This window comes from Cryobacterium psychrotolerans, assembly GCF_900101115.1.
GTDB lineage: Bacteria > Actinomycetota > Actinomycetes > Actinomycetales > Microbacteriaceae > Cryobacterium > Cryobacterium psychrotolerans.
Genome location: NZ_FNFU01000004.1, coordinates 62,063 through 85,471 on the forward strand (window position 1 = coordinate 62,063; position 23,409 = coordinate 85,471).

Below are 23,409 nucleotides of genomic sequence, written 5' to 3' on the forward strand. Positions count from 1 at the left end.
CGTTAACCCGCCCGGGTAGCGTAGCTCGCGGGCCAGCACCGGCCCTGCCCAGCAGTTAGTCACTTGCATTCAACCCTCGAAAGGGATCCTCGTGAATTTCAAGCAGTATGGCCGACCCGCGGTCATCGCTATCGCAGCCGCCCTCGCACTCTCCTCCTGCGCCGCCAACGAGGGCGCAGCCCCCGACAAGGCCGCGAGCGACCTGTCCGGCACGATCAACGCCGGCGGCGCCTCCTCGCAGCAGGCAGCACAGGAAGCGTGGACCGCCGCCTTCCAGACGACAAACCCCGACGTCACGATCAACTACGACCCCTCCGGCTCCGGAGCGGGCCGCGAAGCCTTCATCTCCGGCGGCTCCGACTTCGCCGGCTCGGACTCGTTCCTGAAGGACGAAGAGCTGGCGGGCGAGTTCGCCACCTGCGCCCCCGACGCCAAGGCAGTCGACCTGCCCGTGTACATCTCGCCGATCGCCGTGATCTTCAACGTCGAGGGAGTCACCGACCTCAACCTGGACGCCGCCACGCTCGCCAAGATCTTCAAGGGCGACATCACGACCTGGAACGACCCGGCAATCGCCGCCCTGAACAAGGACGCGAAGCTCCCGTCGACGCCGATCACCGCCGTGCACCGCTCGGACGACTCGGGCACCACGAAGAACTTCGCGGACTACCTGGGCCAGAACGCGCCCGATGTGTGGACCGAAAAGGCCGAAGACCCGTTCCCGTACAAGACCGGCGAGGGCGCGCAGGGCACCTCCGGTGTCGTTGACGCCGTCACCAATGGCGTGGGCACCATCGGCTACGCCGACGCCTCACGCGCCGGAGACCTGGGCGTCGCAAAGATCAAGGTCGGCGACAAGTTCGTCGGTTACACCGCGGACGCCGCGGCCGCCGTCGTGAACGACTCGCCCCTCGTAGAGGGCCGCGACGCCAGCGACCTCGCCATCGCCCTCGACCGCAAGACCACCGACGCGACGCACTACCCGCTCGTTCTGGTGAGCTACGCGATCGTCTGCACCGAGTACGCCGACGCCGACAAGGCCGCACTCGTCAAGGAGTACGTCGGCTACATGGCGGGCGCCGAGGGACAGGCCGAGGCGGCCAAGTCCGCCGGAGCCGCCCCGCTCTCGACCGAGTTGCAGGACAAGGTCGCGGCGGTACTGAAAACCGTCAAGTAACACAACTCGAACCTGCCCGGCCCGGAACGTCGCATTGCATGCGGCTGACGGGTCGGGCAGACTGGGGTTTGTGGCCGTCGGCTCCATTCCCCCGTTACAACGACTTCACCCAAGCGCTCCAGGGAGACACCGGCAATGACCACCGCAGTTGACCGCGATGCACTCCGGACCACCCAGCGGGTCGGCGACCGGGTCTTTTCCACCGCCACGATCGTGGCCGGCAGTCTCATCCTCGCGGTGCTCGCCGCCGTCGCCATCTTCCTGTTCGTGCAGAGCATCCCGGCATTCCTGGCCGTCCCGGAGGACTTCGACCCGGGCGTGTCCAACTTCTGGGCCTACGTCTGGCCGCTCGCGTTCGGCACCCTCTGGTCGGCCTTGCTCGCGCTGATCATGGCCATCCCCGTGGCCATCGGAATCGCGCTGTTCATCTCGCACTACGCTCCGCGCAAGGTGTCGCAGGGCCTGGGCTACATCATCGACCTGCTCGCCGCGGTGCCGTCCGTGGTCTTCGGCCTGTGGGGCATCGGCGTGCTGGCGCCCATGCTTCAGCCGTTCTACAGCACCCTGGTCGAATGGTTCGGCTGGTTCCCGCTCTTCGCTGGGCCGGTCTCCGGTACCGGCCGCACGATTTTCACCGTCGCGATCGTCCTCGCCGTCATGGTCCTGCCGATCATCACCGCGATCTCGCGGGAGGTCTTCCTGCAGACGCCGGTCCTGCACGAGGAAGCCGCCCTTGCCCTCGGCGCCACCCGCTGGGAAATGATCACCATGGCCGTGCTCCCCTTCGGACGCGCGGGCATCATCTCGGCCGCCATGCTCGGCCTCGGCCGCGCCCTCGGCGAGACCATGGCCGTCGCCATGGTGCTCTCCCCGAGCCCCCAGGTCATCTTCCAGCTGCTGACCTCGCAGAACCCGACCACCATCGCGGCGAACATCGCGCTGAACTTCCCTGAGGCGCACGGCGTCGGCGTGAACATCCTGCTCGCGACCGGGCTGATCCTGTTCGTCATCACCCTCGCCGTGAATATGCTCGCCCGCTACATCATCAACCGCCGCAAGGCATTCTCGGGAGCGAACTGATGAGCACCACCACCGTCGGCGCGCCGCTCACCAACTCGCTCACCGCCGGCAAACTCCCCAAGCACACGTCCCTGGCCGTCCTGGCGGCGAGCTGGCTGGTGGCCGGTGCCGTGTTCCTGATGCTGCAGCTGTCGGGAGCCAGCGAGGATTTCAACATCGCCGGCACGCTCGTCTTCGGCACCGTGCTCTACGGCATCGCCATCTACCTGCTCTCCTACTTCGTCGAGGGAGTGCGCAAGGCCAAGGACCGCCTGGTCACCGCCCTCGTGACGGCAGCGTTCGTGGTCGCGCTCCTGCCGCTCGTGTCACTGGTCGTGACGACCGTCACCAACGGCCTGCCCGCGTTCCTCACGCCGACGTTCTTCACGTCGTCGCAGCGCAACGTGGTCGGCGCCGGCGGCGGCGCCCTGCACGCGGTCGTGGGCACACTGCTCATCACCGGACTGGCCGGGATCATTTCGGTTCCGATCGGGCTGCTCGCCGCGATCTACCTCACCGAGTACGGGCGCGGCCGCCTCGCGCGCGGCATCACGTTCTTCGTCGACGTGATGACCGGGATCCCCTCGATCGTCGCCGGGCTGTTCGCCTTCGCCCTCTTCTCGCTCCTGTTCGACGACCCCGGGATCCGCTTCGGGTTCGGTGGGGCGATCGCGTTGTGCGTGCTGATGATTCCGGTGGTCGTGCGCTCGAGCGAGGAAATGCTCAAGCTCGTGCCCAACGAACTGCGTGAGGCCGCGTACGCGCTCGGGGTTCCGAAGTGGCTCACGATCGTCAAGGTCGTGCTGCCGACATCCATCGCCGGAATCATCACCGGCGTCATGATCTCGATCTCCCGCGTGATCGGCGAGACCGCGCCGCTGCTGATCATCTCCGGCTTCACGGCGAGCATGAACTACAACCTGTTCAGCGAGCGGATGATGACGCTGCCGGTGTTCGTGTACAACCAGTACGCCAACCAGGGCACCGACGCGCAGGCCTACATCGACCGGGCCTGGGCCGGCGCGCTGACGCTCATCCTGATCGTCATGGTGCTCAACGGCCTCGCCCGGCTCATCGCCAAGATCTTCTCCCCCAAGCTCGGCCGCTAGCCGTCAACTCGAAGGATTACATGTCCAAGCGCATCGAAGTCACCGACCTCAACGCCTTCTACGGCAAGTTCCTCGCCGTCGAAGGGGTCTCCCTGACGATCGAGCCCCGCAGCGTGACGGCCTTCATCGGGCCCAGCGGCTGCGGCAAGTCCACCCTGCTGCGCACCCTCAACCGCATGCACGAGGTCATCCCGGGCGCCTACGTCGAGGGCGAGGTGCTCATCGACGGCAACAACCTGTACGGTCCCGGCGTGGACCCGGTGCTCGTTCGCCGCCAGGTGGGCATGGTGTTCCAGCGCCCGAACCCGTTCCCCACCATGTCGATCCAGGACAACGTGCTGGCCGGCGTGAAGCTCAACAACCGACGGATGTCCAAGGGCGACGCAGATGACCTCACCGAGAAGTCCCTCCGCGGCGCCAACCTCTGGAACGAGGTCAAGGACCGCCTGAACGGGCCGGGTTCGGGCCTCTCCGGCGGCCAGCAGCAGCGCCTCTGCATCGCCCGCGCGATCGCGGTCGAGCCCGACGTCATCCTGATGGACGAGCCGTGCTCGGCGCTCGACCCCATCTCCACGCTCGCGATCGAGGACCTCATCGAGGAGATGAAGGCCGACTACACGATCGTGATCGTGACACACAACATGCAGCAGGCATCCCGCGTCTCCGACCGCACGGCCTTCTTCAACATCGCCGGCACCGGAAAGCCGGGCAAGCTGATCGAGTACGACGACACGACCACGATCTTCTCCAACCCGAGCGTGCAGTCCACCGAGGACTACGTCTCCGGCCGCTTCGGCTAACCCGCCCGTCAGGCGGTGCGGCCGAGCAGGTAGGCGTTGAAGGCGCTGGTGCGCTCGGCGTCGACCGGGAACGGTGCGCCGTCGAGCTCGGTCACGGCGACGGCGAGGCGCACGCTGGAGACCAGCCAGGCGGCATCCGCTGCCCGCAGCTCGTCGACCGGGATGTCGCGGTATTCGACGCTCTCCCCCGCCGCCTCCAGGTACTCGAACAGGCTCTGCTGGGTGGTGCCGTGCAGGATGGCGCCGCTCGGCGCCGGGGTGACGTACCTGCCGCCCGAGCGGATGACCACGCTCGAGGTGGGTCCCTCCATCACGTAGCCGTCGTGGGTGACGAAGATGGTGTCGTCCGCGCCGCGGCGTTTGGCCTCGCGCAGCGCGGCCATGTTGATCGCGTAGCTGAGCGTCTTGGCGCCCATGAGCAGCCAGGGCGCGACCTCGGCGACCCCCCGCGGGTAGCCGCGGTCGAGCGTGATCACGCGCACACCCTGGTCGCGAACGGCGCGGTAGTCGGGCGCCCTGGTCGCATGCAGCCAGGCCGTCGGCGCCGGCCCCGACTCGACGCCGCGGCTCAGCACGAACTTGAGGGCGAGTTCGCCGCCCTTGGGAAGACGGTCCACCGCGTGGGCGATGGCCGCGCGCCACTGGGCCGGATTCGGTACCGGGAGTTCGCAGATCTGGGCGGAGTTCACCAGGCGGCTGATGTGCGGCTCGACCTCCTGCGGGTGGCCGTTGACCACGCTGAGCGTCTCGAAGATGCCGTCGCCGCGCTGCGTGCTGAGCTCCCCCACCCGCAACGCCGGTGCGGCGGAGTCCATCTCGTGGAAGGTGTCCTCGAAGTTTGTGCGGGACGAATCCGCGGGCACCGGGTCGATCAGCAGGGTGAAGGGCAGGTTCATGCCCCGAGCCTACTGGGATCTCCGGGCCCGGGCAGGGCCGCTGGCGAGTGTCAGCTCTGAGTGTCAGCTCTGGATGGCGACGATCGGCGCCGAGGTGGGCTGCGGCGAGCCGCCCTGCGGCTCGACGGTCACGCCGACCTGGTCGCCGGCATGCATGGTGCCCTCAAGCACCCGCCAGACCGTTCCGGATCCGGTCGAGTCGAACGTTCCGGCGGGGACCGCCCCGGCGTCGTTCATGTACCAGAGCTGGTAGTCCTGGTCGGCCGACAGCGCGGGCAGGTCCTGGACCATCAGTGCCGACAGCCCGAGCTCACCCGACCAGACCAGGGTGGCCGGCTGGCCGTCCGTGGTCGTGGTTGCGGCGCGCTGGGCGTCGGGAGCGGCGTTGATCTCGGCGAGCTGGGCCGCCTGCTGCTGCTCGAACTGGTTCGAGTTCAGGGCCTGGCCGACGAAGGTACCGCCTGCGAACAGGGCGACGGCTGCCGCGGCGGCGACCAGCATCCCGGCCGGGCGCTGGAACCAGCGCCTCTGGGCGCGGTCGGCCGCGGCGGAGCGCCTGGTGGAGCGCTCGGCGGGCGCCGCGGCGGGCACGCCGACGCCGGACTCGGTCACGCCGGCGGCCGGAGCGGCCTCGGGCGCCGACTGTTCGGCCGGAGCGGCCTCGGGCACGGGAAGCGGGGGCAGCTGCGGGGTGGAGGCGAGCCGGGCCATCAGGCTCGCCTTGAGGCCTTCGGACGGCTGGACCGGGTCCGCCGCCAGGCCGAGCGCGAGCGCGGTTTCGCCGAGCTCCGCCGCCTCGGTCCTGGCCTCGTCGGATCCGGCCAGGTACGCCTCGTAGACGGCCTTGTCGTCCGCGCCGAGCGCGTTCAGGGCATAGGCGCCGGACAGGTCGGCCGGGTTCTGCTTCTGCTCGGTCATGACGCCACCCCCAATTCGTCTCGCAAGCGGATCATCCCGTCACGCAGACGGGTTTTCACGGTGCCGAGCGGAATGTCCAGGCGTTCGGCGACTTCGCTGTGACTGAACCCGCCGTAGTACGCGAGGCTGACCGCCTCGCGTTGGAGTTCCGTCAGTCTGGACATCGCCTTCTTCACCCTTTCGTGCTCGATTCGAACTTCTACGGTTTCGGAAACATGGTCGTATTCGACCGCGAGATCGCGGATTCCGATCTTCTGGTCCCGGTCGCGCCCGGCCTGCGACGCGCGAATCCGGTCGACCGCCCGCCGGTGGGCCATCGTCATAATCCAGGTCGATGCCCCGCCACGCGTCGGTTCGAACCGTGTAGCGCTCTGCCAGATCTCCAGGAAGATCTCCTGGGTCACTTCTTCGGACTGTGCATGGTCGACCAGCAGGCGTTTGACGAGGCCAAGAACCCGCGGGGCGATCTCGTCGTACAGTTCTCCGAATGCCGCCTGGTCCCCGTGCGCGATCCGGCCGAGCAGCTCCTTCCTGGTGGCAGGAGCCGTCGACTCGGAGTCGTACGTGGAGTCGGCAGTCATGAGAACAAGCATGTCAGGTCTCGTCATGTTCCATGTAGAGGGTTCGGTGCCGAGTCCCGCGCGGATTGGTCGAATGTCTCGTGTCCGGGCAACCGGTGGCCCCCTCGACAGTCGCGTGGGACGACCGGAGGTGGACGACCGGAGGTGAAGGTCGGGCCGCAGAACGCCTCTCGGCGTGCGGCCGCTCTAGGCGGCGAATATTGGAGCCCGGGGTTACTGCGGCCCGACCATAACCCAGTGTAAACGAGGTCGGCCGCGGTCGGCGCGCTGTTCGCCCTGAGCGATGGCCTCGCCCGGGGCGGCTCGTTCAGTCGAGCGAGTGGTGGCGCCAGAGGCGGGCGCAGGCGGCGAAGTCCTGGGCGGTGGTGGAGAACCGGAGCGCCCGCGTGGTGAGCTCGGACGACCGGGCCGGCTCGGTGGCATCCAGGTCGTCGGCAACGCTCGTGCACCCGGCTCCGGTGACCCGGCAGAACGCGGCGGCGCGGTCGAGTGCGACGGCGAAGTCGCCGGAGAACGCGCCGCGGAGGATCTCGTCGGCCACCGCGATGATCTCGGCCGGTCCCGTCGGGATCGACGCGCCCGCCACGACGGGGTCGATCGACACGGTCACGTCCACCCCACGCTGGTAGAGGAACGCCGTGCCGTCGGGGTCCTGCCGGATCAGCAGCCGAATCAGGTACATGCGCCAGAGCGCGCCGGGCAGGCTGCGGGGCGTGGCCCGGGACCACAGCTCGGCGACCGTGTCGATTCCGTGCTCGTCGGTGTACGCGATGAGGCGCTCGACGATGCGCGGATCCGGGTCGCTGCGCACGCGGGCCAGGAGGGCCTGGGCGGTTTCATGGGCGACGCGGCTGATCGACGCCGGGTCGTCCCCGCCCTGGAACGATTCGAACTTGCTGCCGGAGAACTGGGTCGGCTTGTGGAAGTCCTCTGCCATCGTGTCCTCCCTCGGTTTGTCGGATGGTCGTGGGCCTGCATCAACGGTACCGACAAAAGCTCCGGGAAATCCGCGATAGATTATTACCCGCGGGCCTCTAGCTCAGTTGGTAGAGCAAAGGACTTTTAATCCTTGGGTCGTCGGTTCGAGCCCGACGGGGCCCACCCTCGCGCCTCTCGTGCGCCTCCGGCGCCGAATCAGGCAGCTTCGCTCCCAGTTCCCTCGGTTATCCTGATCGCGGCCCGCGAACACTACGAGCGATACGAGAGGATGCCGAATGCAGGACCCGATCCTCCTGGACGTGCTGCTCGTGCTCGTGCTCGTCGCCTCGCTGGTCAACGGCTATCGCAGCGGCCTGGTGCGCAGCCTGAGCGGCATCGCCGGGATCGTCGCCGGCGGCACCGTCGCGTTCTTCCTCGTTCCGCTGATCGGGCCCTGGATTCAGGCACCGGAATGGCGCACGCCGGTGACCCTGGGGGCCGCACTGGTGCTCGTGCTCGGCGGCTTCACGGTCGGGGAGTCGATCGGCCACGCCATCCGTCGCCGCGCGCACCGCACGAGACTCCGCGTGGTCGACCGGGTGCTCGGCGCGGGCGTCGCCCTGGTCGCGACCGCCCTGGTGATCTCCATGCTGGCGTTCAGCATCGGCGCCCTCGGGGTGCCGTTCCTGTCGCCGGCGATCGCCTCGTCCGGAACGGTCCGGACGATCAACGAGCTGACCCCCGACCCGGTGGAGCGCTTCCTCGCCCAGCTTCGCTCGAGCGCAGTGGAGGATGGGCTGCCCCGCATCGTCGAGGCCTTCACCGGTCCCAGCCCGGACATCCCCACTGTCGATACCGGCAGCCCCGCCCTTGTCACCGCGGCGCGGTCGGTGCTGAAGATCACCGGGAACGCCTATGCGTGCGGGCAGAACCAGTCGGGCAGCGGCTTCGTCGTGGCCGCCGGCCGCGTCGTCACGAACGCGCACGTCGTCGCCGGCGTGAGCGAACCTGTGGTCGAGGTGCCGGGCGGCGGCGCCCTGCCGGGCCGGGTGGTTTACTTCGACCCGGTCGACGACCTCGCCGTGATCGCGGTCAGCGGCCTCACCGCAGCCCCGCTCCAGCTGACCGGGAACCTCGCGCCGGGAACCGAGGCAGTCACCGACGGCTACCCCCTCGGCGGCCCCTTCGACTCCGATCCGGCCGAGGTGCTCTCCGTCGCCTCGGTCGGCGTGGCCGACATCTACGGCCAGAACCCGTCGCCGCGGCAGGTCTACACGCTCGCCTCCGACGTGCAGCAGGGCGAGTCGGGCGGGCCGCTGCTCAGCCTCGGCGGAGAGGTGGCCGGCGTCATCTTCGCCAAGGCCGAGGACACGCCCAACGTCGGCTACGCGCTGGCGATGGAGGAACTCGCGCCGGTCGCGGCCCGGGCGGCATCGCTTAGCTCACCGGTCGCATCCGGTCACTGTGTCAACGACTAGTTGTACCCGGCAGCACCGCGGCGATTCGTGCGCCTGGGGCCGCCATTGGTACGTTGCTCGGTAGCAGTTGTCACTCTCTTCGCTGAGGCTGGCCCGGCGATCAAAGGAGATCCTGCATGCTCTCGTACACCGACGCACCGTCAGACCAGCCGCTTCTCGAATGCACCATCGGTGTGGATTTCGAACGAAATGTGGCGCTGTTCGGCGATCGTGACGCCCTCATCGAGGCCGCCACGGGCCGAAAATGGACCTACACCGACCTGAACGCCGAGGTGGATGCGCTGGCCCGCGGCCTGCTCTCCCTCGGGGTCCGGCGCGGCGACCGGATCGGCATCTGGTCGCCCAACTGCGCCGAGTGGACGATCGTGCAGTACGCCACCGCGAAGGTCGGAGCGATCCTCGTTAACGTGAACCCGGCGTTCCGCTACGGCGAATTGGAATACGTCGTCAGGCAGTGCGGGATGCGCATGCTCATCACCGCCCCGTCGGACAAGAACAGCGACTACGCCGCGATGGCGCGCACGGCGCACCAGGACTGCGAGGACCTGGCCGAGCTCGTCTTCATCGAGCCCGACGGCCACGCACGGCGTCCGGGCGAGTTCAGCTACGCCGAGGTGGCGGCCGGGTCGGCCGACGTCGCCCCGGCGGAGCTGGCCGCGCGCCTGGCCGGACTCGAAGCGACCGACCCGATCAACCTGCAGTACACCTCGGGCACCACGGGCTTCCCCAAGGGCGCCACGCTCACGCACCGCAACATCCTCAATAACGGATTCTTCATCGGCGAGCTGCTCGATTACACCGAGCAGGACCGGGTCGTGCTGGCCGTGCCGTTCTACCACTGCTTCGGCATGGTCATCGGCAACCTCAATATCTACTCGCACGGCGCCGCGGCCATCCTCCCCGGCCGCAGCTTCAGCCCGGCCGCGGTGCTGCAGGCCGTGCAGGACCATCGGGGCACCTCGCTCTACGGCGTCCCGACCATGTTCGTCGCCGAGCTGGCGCTGGCCGACTTCGCCGACTACGACCTCTCCACCCTGCGTACCGGGGTGATGGCCGGGTCGACCTGCCCGGTCGAGGTGATGAAGCGCGTCATCGGCGAGATGCACATGAAGGATGTGGCCATCTGTTACGGCATGACGGAGACCGCGCCCGTCTCGACGATGACCCGCAGCGATGACGGCATCGACCGCCGCACGTCGACGGTCGGCCGGACCATGCCGCACCTGGAGAACAAGATCGTCGACCCGGACACCGGCCTGACGGTGGAGCGCGGCGTCATCGGCGAACTGTGCACGCGCGGCTACAGCGTCATCTCCGGGTACTGGAACGAGCCGGAGAAGACCGCCGAGGCGATCGACGGCGACGGCTGGATCCACACCGGCGACCTCGCCGTCATGGACGAGGCCGGGTACATCAGCGTCGAGGGCCGGATCAAGGACATGGTCATCCGCGGCGGGGAGAACATCTACCCGCGCGAGATCGAGGAGTTCCTCTACCTGCACCCCTCCATCCAGGACGTGCAGGTCATCGGCGTCCCCGACGAGAAGTACGGGGAGGAACTGATGGCCTGCATCATCCTCAAGCCCGGCGCCGAGATGATCTCGGCCGACGACCTCGCCGATTTCTGCCGCGGCCGACTCGCCCACTTCAAGGTGCCCAGGTTCACGGACGTCCGGGAGAGCTTCCCGATGACGGTCTCCGGCAAGATCCGCAAGATCGACATGCGGGACGAGGCGATCGCCCGGATGCGCCTGGGTGCCTGAGCGCCCGGGGCCCGTGCCCCGGAACTACCCGGTGGGACCGGCCCGGAGGTCGTCGAAGGAGACGACGAGGGAGGTGGGGCTGGCACTGCCGCTCAGGTAGTTGTACAGGCCGATGCCTCCCGCAGACTGGAGCGCGGCGGTGGAGTCGGTGGCGGTGAGCTGCCAGGCGACCGGCTCGGTCGTGCCGACCTTCCATACCGTGGCCCGGATCGTCGTCGGCGAGAGTCCCGTCACCTGCACGCGAAGCTGGAGGCGGTCGCCTGAGAGGTAGGTCAGGCCTGGGACGGTCGTGCTGAGCAGCACCGTGTTCGTGCTGCGCTGCAGCTGCAGCTTCACCGATCCGTTCGCATCCACGACGACGCGCGCGCCGTAGGTGGCCGCGCCCACGCGCCGCCCGATCAGGCCCGCATAGATGCTGCTGGCCGTCGGCCTGGTGAAGGACACGGTTGCGCTGAGCTCGGTGTCGCTGGAGGACACGCCGTCCAGGTACGCGAACCGGTTCGACCCGGCCGGGCTGGTCACTGCGGCTGCGCCGCCGTCGACGGCGAAGTTGGCCGCCGTGCCGGACGTCGTCCAGGCTCCACCGATCTCGGCCGACCCGAGGCCATTGCTGACCGTTCGGGTGAACGAGTCCTGCGCCAATGTCGACCCCGCGGGCGGCGGTGGTGGGGGCGGCGGTGTGACCTCGGACACCGTGAGAGCGTGGCCGACCATACCCGTGGCGCCGGCATTGTCCGTCACCGTCAGGGTGACCTGGTAGGTACCCGCGGCGGCATAGGTGTGGCTCGCCGTCACGCCGGTCGCCGTCGCCCCGTCACCGAAGGTCCACGCATAGGACGCAATCGTCCCGTCCGCGTCCGTGGACCCCGACCCGTTCACGGTCGCGGTCAGGGCATTCGCGCTGCTCGTGAACGCCGCGACGGGCGCCGCGTTCGACGCGACGGCGCCGAAGGGGATGCGCTGGACCTTCAGCACCGCCGCATCGGCCACGACGGTGAACTTCGTCCACTCGCTGGTGCCGCCCTTGACGGTGATCCTGGACAGGTTCGGCACAGCGGATGCGACGCCATAGTAGGAGCGCCAGGTCGACGACATCAGGGGCTTGTCGCTGGCCCAGTTGTGGGTGTCCCCGTTGACCAGGAAGACCGGTTTGGCGAAGCTCAGGCTCTCGGCTGCGATCGTCTTCACGAGCGATTGGAAGGCGGTTCGGTAGGTCGAGCCGTCCGCTCCGGGGGCGAACATGTCCGCCTGCGTGATCAGGACCACGGCACGGCTTCCGTTGGCCCTGGCCTGCGCGAAGGCGTCGCGCATCAGGGTGTTGCCGGCGTTCGTCCGGGCGGTCACCTCCGCCTTCTGCGCCGTCGTCGGCGATGAGTAGCCCAGGCCCGTCCACGTGTTGAGGTCGTTGTTGGAGCCGACGATGTGCACGGCCGCGATGGTCATCCCGCCGGCGTCGAAGAGCACGTTTTCGGGGTACCCTGACTGCGCGCTGACGCCGATCCGGTTCATCCCCAGCGTTGTTCCCGGGGCCGGGAAGAACGTCCTGCGCACAGCGCTCAACCGATCCAGGGGGTTGGCCTTCCCCACGGTCGCGCGGTGGCAATCGGCCCATTCGTTGTCGCCGGGAGTGTAGACGAAGGGGTCGACGAATCGGTCGAACTGTGTCTTGATCGCCGAGTAGTACGAGTCGGTGCAATTGAGGGGGCTACTGATGTCGCCGAGATGGCTGGCCAGCTGAACCGTAGGGTCGGCATTGATCTGGTCGATCTGACGGGGGAATGCCGCAATCTGGGCGGACCCGTACGGCACGTCGCCGATCACCGCGAAGGAGAACGAATCGGCGGCGGCGGCCGGCACCGGGGCGGCGGCCAGCGGGAGGCCGGCCAGCAGGAGCGCCGCTGCAATGACGGGGACGAATTTCCTGGATCGCACGGATGCTCCAAGCCGGGCGCGCTGCCCACGATGACGACGACGGAGCCTGCGACATGCACGAGTCGAAGGAGGTCCGGACAGCAAAAACGGTACACCGGGCGCGCGAGTCTCCGCTACGGCCATAAGGAGATTGGCCGCGGAGCGCCCGGCGGGTCAGCGGATCAGCGGGTCAGGGCGAGCATTCCCTGGGCCACCGCGAAGATCACCAATCCGGCGAGCGCGCCGACGACCGTGCCGTTGATCCGGATGAACTGCAGGTCCCGGCCCACCTGCAGTTCGATCTTCTCGGACGTCTCGGCGGCATCCCACCGTTCGACGGTTTCGGTGATCACCCCGGCGATCTCGTGGCGGTAGCTCTGCACGAGGTGGCTGAGCGCGTCGGCCAGCCAGCGGTCGATCCGGGCGCCGAGGGCGGCGTCTTCGGCCAGCCGCTCCCCGACATCCGTCACGGTCGACTGGATGCCGGCGCGCAGGCCGCTCGACGGGTCGGCCAGGGCGTCCGCCAGCGTCGCCTTGGCCGACTCCCAGGCCTCGCCGGCCAACTCACGCAGCCGGGCGTTGTCGAACAGGCCGGCCTTCAACGACTCGACCCGGGCGATGGTGTCCGGGTCGTGCTGCAGGTCGCTCATCAGTTCGGCCAGGTACCGGTCGATCGCCTGCCGGAGCGGATGCCCGGGCTGCGCTCGCACCGCGGCGACGAGGCCGAGCACCTCCCGGTAGGCCTTGTCGTCGACCATCTCGCCGACGAAACCGGGCAGCCAGCGCGGCAGCCGCTGGGACACGGCATCCCCGAATGCCTCCGGGTGAGCGGCCAGCCAGTGTTCGGTGCGTTCGAGCACCGCGTCGACGGCCGCCTCCTGCTGCCCCGCGGCGACCAGGCGCGAACCCACCCGGCCGAGGCTCGGCGCCCACTCCGGGCGCAGCAGGTGCTCGCGCACCACGGCCTCGATCAGGTCCTTCACGGCCTCGTCGCCGAGCAGCCGGAGCATGCCCGTGCCCGCGACCGCGAGTTCGTCGGCGACCCGCCGGGCGTTCTGCGGCCGACCCAGCCAGCCGCCGAGCCGCCGGGACACCCCGAGGGACTCGAGTTTGCCGCGCACGACGACTTCGGAGAGGAAGTTCGTCTCGACGAATTCGCCCAGGCTCGCGCCGATCTCGTCCTTGCGCCGGGCGATGATGTTCGTGTGCGGGATGCGCAGCCCGAGCGGGTAGCGGAACAACGCGGTCACCGCGAACCAGTCCGCGATCGCGCCGACCATGCCGCCCTCGGCCGCGGCCCGCACGTACTCCAGCGCCGGGTAGCGCTCCTGCAGGGCGAAGGAGACGGCGAAGACGACGGCCATCACGCCGAGCAGCCCGGCCGCGAGGCGCTTCATCCTCGTGAGGGCCGCCCGGCGGGCCGCGTCCTGCGGGCCCAGGGCGGGCCGGGCCGGGGCCGTCCGCGCGTCAGCCACCGAAGCCCTCGTGACGGATGCCCCAGCGCAGGGTCCAGGACTCGCCCGGCGCCAGGGCGCGCAGGCCGGCCCCTGAGTTGAAGGCGTTGGCGGGCGCGGTCATCGGCTCGATCGCGACGGCCTGCCCGCGCACGGGTTCGCTTCCTTCGGCGCTGACCGGGAAGTTCCGCGGTGTGAACACCTGCACGTACCGCATGTTCTCATCGCCCCAGAGCACGACGCGGCGTCCGTCCGGCGCCGTGAGCGAGTGCTCCGTGCGCCCGTTCGTGAACGCCACGCTGCCGAAGCCGTCGTCGAGGTCGAGGTCCCGCACCGTTTGGCCGTTCCGGAGGTCGAAGGGGGTGCCGTCGACCGGCGTCTCGCCGACCGGGTTCAGCCGGTCGTCGACGTCGATGTGGGTACCGGCCGCGACCCGCAGCACGAGGTCGCCGGTGGGCACGTCGCCGATCTTCAGGTACGGGTGGGCGCCGAGGGCGACCGGGGCATCCGCCTGCCCGACGTTCCGCAGAACGTGGGTGACCTCGAGGCCGTCGGCGGCCAGGGTATAGGTGACCTCGGTGTCGAGCTGGAACGGGTAGCCGGTCTGCGGGAAGACCGTGGCGCCGAGGGTGACCGATCCCGCCGTGCGGTCGAGCTCGCGGTAGGGAGCGAACCGGAGCAGGCCGTGGCTGGCGTTGCGCAGGGCCGGCTCGGTCAGCGCGAGCTCCCGCTGCACGCCGTCGTGAACCCAGACGCCGTCTCGGATGCGGTTGGGCCAGGGAACCAGCACGATCCCGGCGGCCTTCGGCGGCACCGCCTCGGACGGGAAGGTTTCGACCAGGTCTATGCCGCCAACGGAATACGCCCGGAGGCCGGCCGCGACCTCGGTGACGGTCGCCCGGGCCGGCCCGGCCGGCGTCGCCGCCGTCAATTCGTACTGGTGTCCCGTTGCTGCGCGCATGGGTTCAGCCTATTCCGGCCCGGAGCGCCTCGCGCCGGCGCGGACCCTAGCCCTTCGAGGCCGCGTTGATCGTGATCGTGTCGATCCCACCGTCCGAAACTCCCCAGGCCTCGAGGATCTCGGCGTAGGAGCCGTCGTCGACCATGGACTGCAGCGCCGCCTGCACGGCTTCGGCCATGCCGGAATCCTTGGCGACGGCCATGCCGTAGGGCGCCGCGTCAAAGGTCTCCCCCGCGGTCTGCAGCTTGCCCTTGAGCTGTTCGATCGCATAGAGGGTGACGGGCGAGTCAGCGGTGAACGCGTCGGCCTGGCCGAGCGTCACGGCGGTGGCGGCGGCATCCTGAGTGTCCAGGGCAACCTTCTCGATCGGCTTCTTGCCCGCGGCCACGCAGGCGGCGCTCTTCTCCGGGATCTCGACGGTGTCCTGGTAGGTCGTCGACTGCACGGCGACCTTGAGTCCGCAGGCATTGTCCGGGTCCACCGTCTTGCCGGTGGCCGAGGCCCACTGGATGCCCGCGGTGTAATAGTTCACGAAGTCGACCTGCTTCTCCCGCTCCAGGTTGTCGGTGAAGGAGGACTGGCCGACGTCGATCGTGCCTCCGACGATCCCGGGGATGATGTTTTCGAACCGGGCGATCGTGTAGCTCGGGGTAAGCCCGAGCTTCGCCGCAATCGCGTCGCTGACCTCGATGGCCCAGCCGATGGGCTCGCCCGCATCGTTCTTGAATTCATTCGGCGCGTAGTTCGGGCTGGTCCCGAAGACGAGGGTTCCCGCCTTCGCGAGCGAGTCCGGCAGGAGCGCGGCGGCCGCGTCATCCTTCTCGACGACCGTCCCGGACGGTGCCGGGCTCCCCTCCGCGCTCGGCGCGGAATTGTCGACACAGCCGGTCAGCAACAGGGTTGCGATGGCGGCGAGGGCGGGGAGGGCATGACGAGCGCGCATGGACGATCCTTTGGTTGGGAGTGGTCCCACCCTAGGGGACGACGGCGGTGGCCCTGCCGCCGGTGATGCGCACCAGCTCGTCGAACGTGGTCGGGAACACCGTGTGGGCGTGGCCCGCGGCCGCCCATACGACGGGGTAGCCGGCGAGCGCGACATCCACCAGGGTGCGCACCGGCGACGGATGCCCCACCGGCGCGACCCCGCCGATCACCTGCCCGGTCGCCTGTTTGACGGTCTCCTTGGAGGCCCGCCCGATCGTGCCGCCCAGCTGCTCCCCCAGCCACGCGGCATCGACCCGGTGGGCGCCGCTGGTGAGCACGAGCAGCGGCTCGCCGTCGAGGGTGAAGATGAGCGAGTTGGCGATCGCGCCGATCTCGATGCCGAGGGCCTCTGCCGCGGCCTGGGCGGTGGTGGCCGCCTCGTCGAACCAGCGGATCTCGGGGTGGAGGCCGTGCCGGCCGAGCGCGCTGCGAACGAGGTCGACGGCGGGATGTTCGGTGTTCACCATGCCCGAAAGTCTAAACGGCGGCCGCGACTAGGCTGCGGGTATGGCAATCGATCCTTCCGCGCGCATCATCGTGCTCCCGAACCTTCCCGCCCCGAGCGTGGCCGACTCCGCCTTCGTGGCCTCGGGGGCCGTCCTGGTGGGCCGGGTCACCCTGGCCGGGCGGGCGAGCGTCTGGTACAACTCCGTGCTCCGCGCCGAGGCGGAGCCGATCACGATCGGCGAGGGGTCGAACCTGCAGGACAACGTGTCCTGCCACGTCGACGGCGGCTACCCGCTCACCGTCGGGCGCAATGTGTCGGTCGGCCACGGCGCGGTGCTGCACGGCTGCACGATCGAAGACGACGTGCTGATCGGCATGGCGTCGACGGTCATGAACGGCGCCGTCATCGGCGCCGGCTCCCTCATCGCGGCCGGCGCGGTCGTGCTCGAGGGAACCGTGGTTCCCCCCGGCTCTCTGGTCGCCGGGGTGCCGGGCAAGGTGCGCCGGGCCCTGACGGACGACGAGATCGCCGGCAACCGCCACAACGCCGAGGAGTACCTCAGGCACTCCGCCCTGCACCGCGCAGCCATCCAGGACTGATCCGGGGCGCAGCCGGCGCGCATCCGGGGCTGGAGCCGGCGTGCGCGAGCCCGGGCGCGTCCTGACTACGGCAGGACGACGGGCGCGAGTTCCTCCCACAGGTCCCCCGGGCCGGGGTTGCCGGCCGCGGAGCGTCCGCCGAGGTGTTTCACCGTTCCCCAGACCGCGTTGAGCGCGGTCGTGACGGCACCCTCCGCCCAGCCGGCGGTGAACGAGATGTCGTCGCCGGCGAGGAAGATGCCCTTCTGGGAATCCGGAAGCTCGTCCTGCATGAAGTGGCCGAAGAGACGCTCCTGATACCGGTAGTGGCCGGGCAGGTTGTTCTTGAACGCCCCCATGAAGTTGGGGTCGGCCTCCCAGGAGACGGTGATCGGTTCGCCGACGATGTGCGAACCGATGTCCAGCTTCGGGTAGATCTGACGCAGGGAGTGCAGCATGAGCGTCGTTCGCTCGTCCGCGCTCAGCGACAGCCACTTCAGTGCGTCGTCGTTCCAGGTGTATGAGAGCAGGATCACCGCGGGTTTGTCCGGTCCGTCGTCGATCAGGTACGTCGCCCGGGGCAGGCGGTCGGTGAGCGTCATGCTCAGCACGTGGCGGCCGGTCTCAGGGTCGATGTCGTTCCAGAACGGGCGGTCCACCATGACGAATGTCTTCGAGGACTGCATGTAGTGGCTGCGTTCGATGGCGGTCCACAGCCTCGGCGGGAACAGGCCCTCTTCGGTGTCGATGCGCGCGGAGAGCAGCCATGATTGGCAGGTCACGATGGCGGCCTCGAATTCGCTGGCCCCGCCCCACTTCTCGCCGATCCGGATGCCGCCGCCCGGCCCGCGCCGGATGGACGCCACCGCGCCGCGGGGCACTCCGTTGTGCAGGCTCGACAGTGTCGTCCCGGCCGGCCAGTGCACGATGTTCTCCGGTGCGTGCGTCCAGAGTCCGTCCGGCAGCCGCTGCGCCCCGCCGACGATACGCCGGTGCTTGTCGTCGGCGTCCGTGAAGACGACCCGGAGGATTTCGAGGATGGAATTGGAGAAGTCGGTGTCCCAGCCGCCCGTGCCGAAGCCGACCTGCCCGAACGCCTCCCGGTGGGCGAAGCTCTTCTCCCGGAAGGCCGCGCTGGCGCCGATGAAACCGTAGAAGGTTTGCTCGTCGAGCTCGGCCACGAGCCGGTTCCAGATCTTCTTGATCCCCGTGACATCGCGCCGCCGGATCGCACCCTGGATCGCGGCGAGGTCAGCGTCTTCGAGCAGGGCGCGGCGCCAGGCATCCGCCACCTCGGTGAAGAACGGCGGGAGGTCCTCGTCCGTCTCCGCATACCACGACTCGCCCTCGAGCTCGATCAACGTGCTCGGCGTCACGTCGGAGAGCGGATTCGGGAATTCCCGGGTCTCGAGGCCCACCGTGTCGACGTAGTGGTAGAACGCCCGGCCCGACTCGGGGAACCGCATACCGCCGAGGTCGGCGACGACACCCGGCGCGGCGGCGAACCCCTGCGTCTTCAGCCGTCCGCCGATGCGATCGGCCTCGTAGAGCACCGGGTGCAGGCCGAGCCTCAGGAGTTCATAGGCGGCGATCACGCCCGACAACCCGGCCCCGATCACGGCGACCTTCGTGCCGTGCTTGAGTGCGGGCACCTCGCCGAGTCCGGCCGGATGCGCCAGGTAGTGGTCGTAGCTGAACGGGAAGTCCGGGTTCAGCATGGTGATCGGCAGCCCGCCGGCCTCGCCGGAGAGGGGTGTGTGCGGAAGATTGGTTGCCAGGGTCATTGATTCACGTTTCCTCAGTCGTGCGGTTCTGTTCCCAGGCTCGGTAGAGCCCGGGTCTGCGGTCGGCGAGGTAGTCCACGTCCACGTCGGGGACCGACAGGTCGGCGTAGACGAGGCCGGAGGCGCTCCCCGCGTCGACGAGGAGGTTTCCGTCCGGCCCGGCGACGACGCTCGCACCGGCCAGCTCGAGTCCGTCCTCGACGCCGACGTGATTCGAGTAGGCGACGATCAGGGAGTTCTCGAGCGCGCGGGCCGGCACGAGCACCCGGGCGACGTTTTCGTACCCCGCGGCCAGGGCGGTCGGCACGAGCACGACCTGGGCGCCCCGGAGCGCCGCGGCACGCACCGTCTCCGGGAACTCGACGTCGTAGCAGATCAGCAACTCCATGCGCAGGCCCAGCAGCTCCGCGACCCGCGGCGCCTCCGCGCCCGGCCGGAAACTGGAGCGCTCCGCCGGCCCAAACAGGTGGGACTTGGCGTAGCCGAGAATGACCGTGCCGGTATTGTCGACGAGGGTCGCCGTGATCTCCCGCTCGTCGGCCGGGCCCGGTCCGGGCAGGCTGAAGGCGAGCGCGATTCCCCGGTTCGCCGCGATCGCCCGGAGCGACTCGTGGGCGCCCGCGACCGACGCCGCCGAGACGGACTCGGCGATCAGCGTCGGTGCATACCCGGTGGCGAACAGTTCCGGCGTGAGCAGAAGGTCCGCTCCGGCTTCCCTGGCCTCGAGGGCGGAGGCGTCGACCAGGGCGAGGTTCTCCGTGAGGGCCAGCGGCTCCGCCCTCGCCTGGAGCATGGCCAGCCGGACGGTCCGGGTGTCGTGCCCTGGCTGGCGATCCACCGGACCTCCTCGGTCGCTCTGCCTCCATCGTGCCCCGGATGTGCCGGGGGCCCGCTACTTGCGGAGGGACTGTTCGGCGGCCTTGACCACGTTGCCCAGCAGCATGGCGCGGGTCATCGGTCCGACGCCGCGGGGGTTGGGCGAGAGGTGGCCGGCGACCGCCGCGACATCCGGATGCACATCCCCGGTCAGCGTGCCCTTGCCGGTGACCGGGTCGGTCACCCGGGTGATGCCGACGTCGAGCACGGCCGCCCCGGGCTTGACCCAGTCGGCCTGCACGAGGTGCGGCACCCCGACGGCGGCGACGACGATGTCCGCGCGTCGGACCTCGCCCGGCAGGTCGACGGTGCGCGAGTGGGTGAGGGTCACCGTGGCATCCAGCCCCTTGCGGGTGAAGAGCAGGCCGAGCGGACGGCCGACGGTGAGTCCGCGGCCGATCACGACGACCTTCCGGCCGACGATCGGCACGTCGTAGCGGCGCAGCAGCTCGACGATGCCCGCCGGGGTGCAGGGAAGCGGCGAGTTGAGCTCGCCCTCGATACCGAGCACGAGCCGGCCGAGGTTGGTCGGGTGCAGCCCATCGGCATCCTTGGCCGGGTCGATCAGTTCGAGCATGGCGTTGTCGTTGTGGCCGACCGGCAGCGGCAGCTGGATGATGTACCCGGTCACCTCGCGGCTGGCGTTGAGGTCGGCGATGGCGGCCCGCACATCGGCCGAGGTCGCCGAGGCGGGCAGGTCGATCCGGATCGACTCGATGCCGACCTCGGCGCAGTCGCGGTGCTTGCCCGCGACGTAGGAGCGGGATCCGGGATCGTCGCCGACGAGCAGGGTGCCGAGGCCCGGCACGATGCCGTGGGAGCGGAGGGCCGAGATGCGTTCGGCCAGCTCGGCCTTGACCGCGGACGCCGTCGCGACCCCGTCGAGAGTGATTGCCGTCATGAGTGATCCATTCTGTCGGTCAGTCCTTCAGCGAATTCGGCCCGGGCCCCGGCGAGGGCCGGGGCCCGGGTCTGGCCGTTACTGCTGCAGGCCCGGGTAGAGCGGGAAGGCCGCGGTGAGCACCTTCACCCGGGCGCGGAGGGCCGGGATGTCGGCATCCGGCTTGAGCGCCTCGGCGATGATGTCGGCGACGACGGTGAACTCGGCGTCGCCGAAGCCGCGCGTGGCGAGGGCCGGCGTGCCGATCCGCAGGCCGCTGGTCACCATCGGCGGGCGGGGGTCGAACGGGACGGAGTTGCGGTTGACCGTGATGCCGACCTCGTGCAGGGCGTCCTCGGCCTGCTGGCCGTTGATCGGCGAGTTGCGGAGGTCGGCGAGCACGAGGTGAACGTCGGTTCCGCCGGTGAGCACGTCGACGCCGCCGGCCTTCGAGTCCTCGGCGGTGAGGCGGTCGGCGAGGATGCTCGCGCCGCGCAGGGTGCGCTCCTGGCGCTCCTTGAACTCGGGCTCGCCCGCCAGCTTGAACGCGGTCGCCTTCGCGGCGATGACGTGCATGAGCGGGCCGCCCTGCTGGCCGGGGAACACGTTGGAGTTGAGCTTCTTGGCCAGCGTCATGTCGCGGGAGAGAATGAAGCCCGAGCGGGGACCGGCGAGGGTCTTGTGCACGGTGCTCGAGACGACGTCGGCGTGCGGAACCGGGGACGGGTGCAGCCCGGCGGCGACGAGGCCGGCGAAGTGCGCCATGTCGACCCAGAGCAGCGCGCCGACCTCGTCGGCGATGTTGCGGAAGGCCGCGAAGTCGAGGTGGCGCGGGTAGGCCGACCAGCCGGCGATGATGACCTTGGGCTTGTGCTCGAGTGCTTTGTCGCGCACGACGTCCATGTCGACACGGAAGGTCTCGGGGTCGACGCCGTAGGCGACCGGGTTGTACAGCTTGCCGGAGAAGTTGAGCTTCATGCCGTGGGTGAGGTGGCCGCCGTGGGCGAGCTCGAGGCCGAGGATGGTGTCGCCGGGCGTGGCGATCGCGGAGAGCACGGCCGCGTTGGCGGTCGCCCCGGAGTGCGGCTGCACGTTGGCGTACTCGGCGCCGAAGAGGGCCTTGGCCCGGTCGATCGCGAGCTGCTCGGCGACGTCGACGTATTCGCAGCCGCCGTAGTAGCGGCGGCCCGGGTAGCCCTCGGCGTACTTGTTGGTCAGCACGGAACCCTGCGACTGCAGGATGGCGCGCGGAACGAAGTTCTCGCTTGCGATCATCTCGAGGTAGTCGCGCTGGCGTCCGAGCTCCTGTTCGAGGACGGCGGCGATCTCGGGGTCAACGTCCTGCAGGGAATCGTTGAACGTGGAGGGCACGGAGTGGGCTGGCACGGTGGTGGACACGGGGGTCTCCTTAGACATATCGGTGGATGCTGCGGCCCAGGCGTGCGGCCACTAACCGTGTCAGTCGCTCCCCGATGGTGACCCATCTTCGTGCTACGCCAGTTGCGACACGAACGATCCTATCAGCCCGGGCGGGTGCCCGGCTCGTCTGTGACGAGCACGTCGTCACGAGCACATGCCCGCGTATTGCCGGGCTCCCTGGCCGGCTCAGGTGGCCCGTCGGCGCACGATCCGCCCGCTGACCAGCGCCAACGTGAACGCGGCGACCAGGATGCCGGCGTAGACGAACGGGACGACCGCGAGCCCGACGGTGTCGAGCAGCACCGCCCCGAGCAGGGCGCCGCCGCCGATCCCGGTGTTGAACGCGGTCGTGTAGAACGCGCTCGCGGTGTCGCGGATGCGGTGCGAGGCGGCGTGCAGGAGCCTGGTCTGCATCAGCGGGGGCAGCACGCCGAAGGCGAGCCCCCAGAGCACGAAGGCCGTGACGGCCACCGGAAGCGTCTCGGTGGACACGGCGAGCACGGTGACGCTGACTGCGGCGAGCGCGAGGCTGACCAGCAGGCCGCGCTGCGGCCGGGGGCCGAAGACCGTGCCGGCGAGGATGAGGCCGACGACGCCGGCGATCCCGAAGAGGAAGAGCAGGGGCGCGACGTCGACGCCCCGGACCCCCACCTCCTCGATCAGGAACGGTGCGATGTAGGTGTAGAACGTGAAGTGGCCGATCATTGTCACCGCCGTGATGACGCAGACCAGCACGACGGCGGGGACCGTCGGGTCCCGGCGGGGCGGGGCGGCGCCGGGGGCGGATGCCGCGGCATCCGTCGTGCCGGCGTAGTGCTCGACCGGCGGCAGCAGGCGCCAGACGAGCACGGCACCGGCGAGCATGAGCCCGGCCAGCACGGCGAAGGACAGGCGCCAGCCGAGCAGTTGCCCGGCGGCCGTTGCGACGGGCACGCCGAAGACGAAGGCCACGGTTCCGCCGGCGATCGTGATCGACACGGCGCGGCCGATCTGCTCCTTCGGCACGAGGTGCGCGGCGTAGGCGCCGACGACCGACCAGAAGAGCCCGTGGGCCATCCCGCCGACCACCCGGGAGACGACGAGGAACTCGTAGGTGGGCGCGACGGCAGTGAGCACGTTGCTGAGCGCGAAGACGATCAGCACGGCCACGATCAGCCCGTGCCGGGGCAGGCGTCGGGTCAGGTGGGCCAGCGGCGTGCTCGTGAGCACCACGGTGAAGGCGAACCAGCTGACGAGCAGCCCGATCCGGGACTGGGTGACGTCGAGGTCCCGGCTCATCTCCGGCAGCAGCCCGGTCGGCAGCATCTCGCTCGTCACCGAGAGGAAGACGGCGGAGGAGAGCGTGATCAGGCCGAGCCAGGGGAAGGCCGCCTGGCCGCGGAGCGGAACGTGGGGGGTGGTTTTCGACATGGGGC

Annotated in this window: 21 protein-coding genes, 1 tRNA gene and 1 riboswitch; of the genes, 8 read left to right on the plus strand and 14 right to left on the minus strand. The window is 69.5% G+C overall.

Annotated features, from left to right (window positions below):
• Positions 1 to 91: 91 nt before the first annotated feature.
• The 4 genes from pstS (at position 92) to pstB (ending at position 4,145) form a co-directional block, all read left to right on the plus strand.
• A complete protein-coding gene (pstS, locus tag BLQ39_RS05015; RefSeq protein WP_092322224.1) occupies positions 92 to 1,177 on the plus strand; it encodes a phosphate ABC transporter substrate-binding protein PstS in 1,086 nt (361 codons plus the stop codon).
• 135 nt (positions 1,178 to 1,312) lie between these two features.
• Positions 1,313 to 2,257, plus strand: a complete 945-nt coding sequence (pstC, locus tag BLQ39_RS05020; RefSeq protein WP_092322226.1) for a phosphate ABC transporter permease subunit PstC — start codon at positions 1,313 to 1,315, stop codon at positions 2,255 to 2,257.
• On the plus strand, positions 2,257 to 3,345 hold the full coding sequence (gene pstA, locus BLQ39_RS05025; RefSeq protein ID WP_092322227.1) for a phosphate ABC transporter permease PstA: 1,089 nt from the start codon (positions 2,257 to 2,259) through the stop codon (positions 3,343 to 3,345). The genes pstC and pstA overlap by 1 nt, the downstream gene beginning before the upstream one ends.
• Positions 3,346 to 3,365: 20 nt before the next feature.
• Entirely contained in the window at positions 3,366 to 4,145 is a 780-nt protein-coding gene (gene pstB / locus BLQ39_RS05030) for a phosphate ABC transporter ATP-binding protein PstB (protein WP_092322229.1), read from the plus strand.
• An 8-nt stretch (positions 4,146 to 4,153) separates the two neighbouring features.
• On the opposite strand, the gene BLQ39_RS05035 is transcribed toward pstB, so the two are convergent.
• The 4 genes from BLQ39_RS05035 to BLQ39_RS05050 all read right to left on the minus strand — a co-directional run bounded on the left by BLQ39_RS05035 (position 4,154) and on the right by BLQ39_RS05050 (position 7,477).
• Positions 4,154 to 5,041, minus strand: a complete 888-nt coding sequence (locus BLQ39_RS05035; protein ID WP_092322230.1) for an aminodeoxychorismate lyase — start codon at positions 5,039 to 5,041, stop codon at positions 4,154 to 4,156.
• Between the two features lie 63 nt (positions 5,042 to 5,104).
• On the minus strand, positions 5,105 to 5,959 hold the full coding sequence (locus BLQ39_RS05040) for an anti-sigma factor (protein WP_092322232.1): 855 nt from the start codon (positions 5,957 to 5,959) through the stop codon (positions 5,105 to 5,107).
• Positions 5,956 to 6,540, minus strand: a complete 585-nt coding sequence (locus BLQ39_RS05045) for a sigma-70 family RNA polymerase sigma factor (RefSeq protein ID WP_241986915.1) — start codon at positions 6,538 to 6,540, stop codon at positions 5,956 to 5,958. The genes BLQ39_RS05040 and BLQ39_RS05045 overlap by 4 nt, the downstream gene beginning before the upstream one ends.
• 307 nt (positions 6,541 to 6,847) lie before the next feature.
• On the minus strand, positions 6,848 to 7,477 hold the full coding sequence (locus tag BLQ39_RS05050) for a DNA-directed RNA polymerase subunit beta (RefSeq protein ID WP_092322235.1): 630 nt from the start codon (positions 7,475 to 7,477) through the stop codon (positions 6,848 to 6,850).
• 91 nt (positions 7,478 to 7,568) lie between these two features.
• Here BLQ39_RS05050 and BLQ39_RS05055 point away from each other — a divergent pair.
• The 3 genes from BLQ39_RS05055 (at position 7,569) to BLQ39_RS05065 (ending at position 10,699) form a co-directional block, all read left to right on the plus strand.
• Positions 7,569 to 7,641, plus strand: a tRNA-Lys gene (locus BLQ39_RS05055).
• A gap of 113 nt (positions 7,642 to 7,754) precedes the next feature.
• Positions 7,755 to 8,936, plus strand: a complete 1,182-nt coding sequence (locus tag BLQ39_RS05060) for a MarP family serine protease (protein WP_092322236.1) — start codon at positions 7,755 to 7,757, stop codon at positions 8,934 to 8,936.
• 116 nt (positions 8,937 to 9,052) lie between these two features.
• On the plus strand, positions 9,053 to 10,699 hold the full coding sequence (locus BLQ39_RS05065) for an AMP-binding protein (RefSeq protein WP_092322238.1): 1,647 nt from the start codon (positions 9,053 to 9,055) through the stop codon (positions 10,697 to 10,699).
• 24 nt (positions 10,700 to 10,723) lie between these two features.
• Here BLQ39_RS05065 and BLQ39_RS05070 read toward each other — a convergent pair whose 3' ends face one another.
• The 5 genes from BLQ39_RS05070 to BLQ39_RS05090 form a co-directional block, all read right to left on the minus strand.
• Entirely contained in the window at positions 10,724 to 12,631 is a 1,908-nt protein-coding gene (locus BLQ39_RS05070) for a PKD domain-containing protein (RefSeq protein WP_092322239.1), read from the minus strand.
• 161 nt (positions 12,632 to 12,792) lie between these two features.
• A complete protein-coding gene (locus BLQ39_RS05075) occupies positions 12,793 to 14,085 on the minus strand; it encodes a DUF445 domain-containing protein (RefSeq protein ID WP_241986914.1) in 1,293 nt (430 codons plus the stop codon).
• Positions 14,078 to 15,025 (minus strand): aldose 1-epimerase family protein, encoded by a 948-nt coding sequence (locus tag BLQ39_RS05080; RefSeq protein WP_092322241.1) that lies wholly within the window; start codon positions 15,023 to 15,025, stop codon positions 14,078 to 14,080. Before BLQ39_RS05080 ends, BLQ39_RS05075 begins: the two co-directional genes overlap by 8 nt.
• 46 nt (positions 15,026 to 15,071) lie before the next feature.
• Positions 15,072 to 15,968: an ABC transporter substrate-binding protein gene (locus tag BLQ39_RS05085; RefSeq protein ID WP_092322242.1), complete on the minus strand. Its 897-nt coding sequence runs from the start codon at positions 15,966 to 15,968 to the stop codon at positions 15,072 to 15,074.
• Between the two features lie 31 nt (positions 15,969 to 15,999).
• Complete coding sequence (locus tag BLQ39_RS05090) at positions 16,000 to 16,476, minus strand: YbaK/EbsC family protein (RefSeq protein ID WP_092322244.1); 477 nt, start codon at positions 16,474 to 16,476, stop codon at positions 16,000 to 16,002.
• 40 nt (positions 16,477 to 16,516) lie between these two features.
• Between BLQ39_RS05090 and BLQ39_RS05095 the strand changes: the two genes are divergently transcribed.
• A complete protein-coding gene (locus BLQ39_RS05095; RefSeq protein ID WP_092322245.1) occupies positions 16,517 to 17,056 on the plus strand; it encodes a gamma carbonic anhydrase family protein in 540 nt (179 codons plus the stop codon).
• Positions 17,057 to 17,121: 65 nt separating this feature from the next.
• On the opposite strand, the gene BLQ39_RS05100 is transcribed toward BLQ39_RS05095, so the two are convergent.
• The 5 genes from BLQ39_RS05100 to BLQ39_RS05120 all read right to left on the minus strand — a co-directional run bounded on the left by BLQ39_RS05100 (position 17,122) and on the right by BLQ39_RS05120 (position 23,404).
• Positions 17,122 to 18,819: a flavin monoamine oxidase family protein gene (locus BLQ39_RS05100; protein ID WP_092322247.1), complete on the minus strand. Its 1,698-nt coding sequence runs from the start codon at positions 18,817 to 18,819 to the stop codon at positions 17,122 to 17,124.
• Positions 18,820 to 18,823: 4 nt separating this feature from the next.
• On the minus strand, positions 18,824 to 19,657 hold the full coding sequence (locus BLQ39_RS05105) for a nitrilase-related carbon-nitrogen hydrolase (RefSeq protein ID WP_241986913.1): 834 nt from the start codon (positions 19,655 to 19,657) through the stop codon (positions 18,824 to 18,826).
• Positions 19,658 to 19,711: 54 nt separating this feature from the next.
• On the minus strand, positions 19,712 to 20,596 hold the full coding sequence (locus tag BLQ39_RS05110; RefSeq protein ID WP_092322248.1) for a bifunctional methylenetetrahydrofolate dehydrogenase/methenyltetrahydrofolate cyclohydrolase: 885 nt from the start codon (positions 20,594 to 20,596) through the stop codon (positions 19,712 to 19,714).
• Positions 20,597 to 20,674: 78 nt separating this feature from the next.
• Positions 20,675 to 21,973 (minus strand): serine hydroxymethyltransferase, encoded by a 1,299-nt coding sequence (glyA, locus tag BLQ39_RS05115; RefSeq protein WP_134474608.1) that lies wholly within the window; start codon positions 21,971 to 21,973, stop codon positions 20,675 to 20,677.
• A gap of 27 nt (positions 21,974 to 22,000) precedes the next feature.
• Positions 22,001 to 22,089, minus strand: a riboswitch (ZMP/ZTP riboswitch).
• 91 nt (positions 22,090 to 22,180) lie between these two features.
• The gene (locus BLQ39_RS05120; protein WP_092322251.1) at positions 22,181 to 23,404 is read right to left on the minus strand and encodes an MFS transporter; all 1,224 of its coding nucleotides are present in this window, start codon (positions 23,402 to 23,404) and stop codon (positions 22,181 to 22,183) included.
• Positions 23,405 to 23,409: the final 5 nt, after the last annotated feature.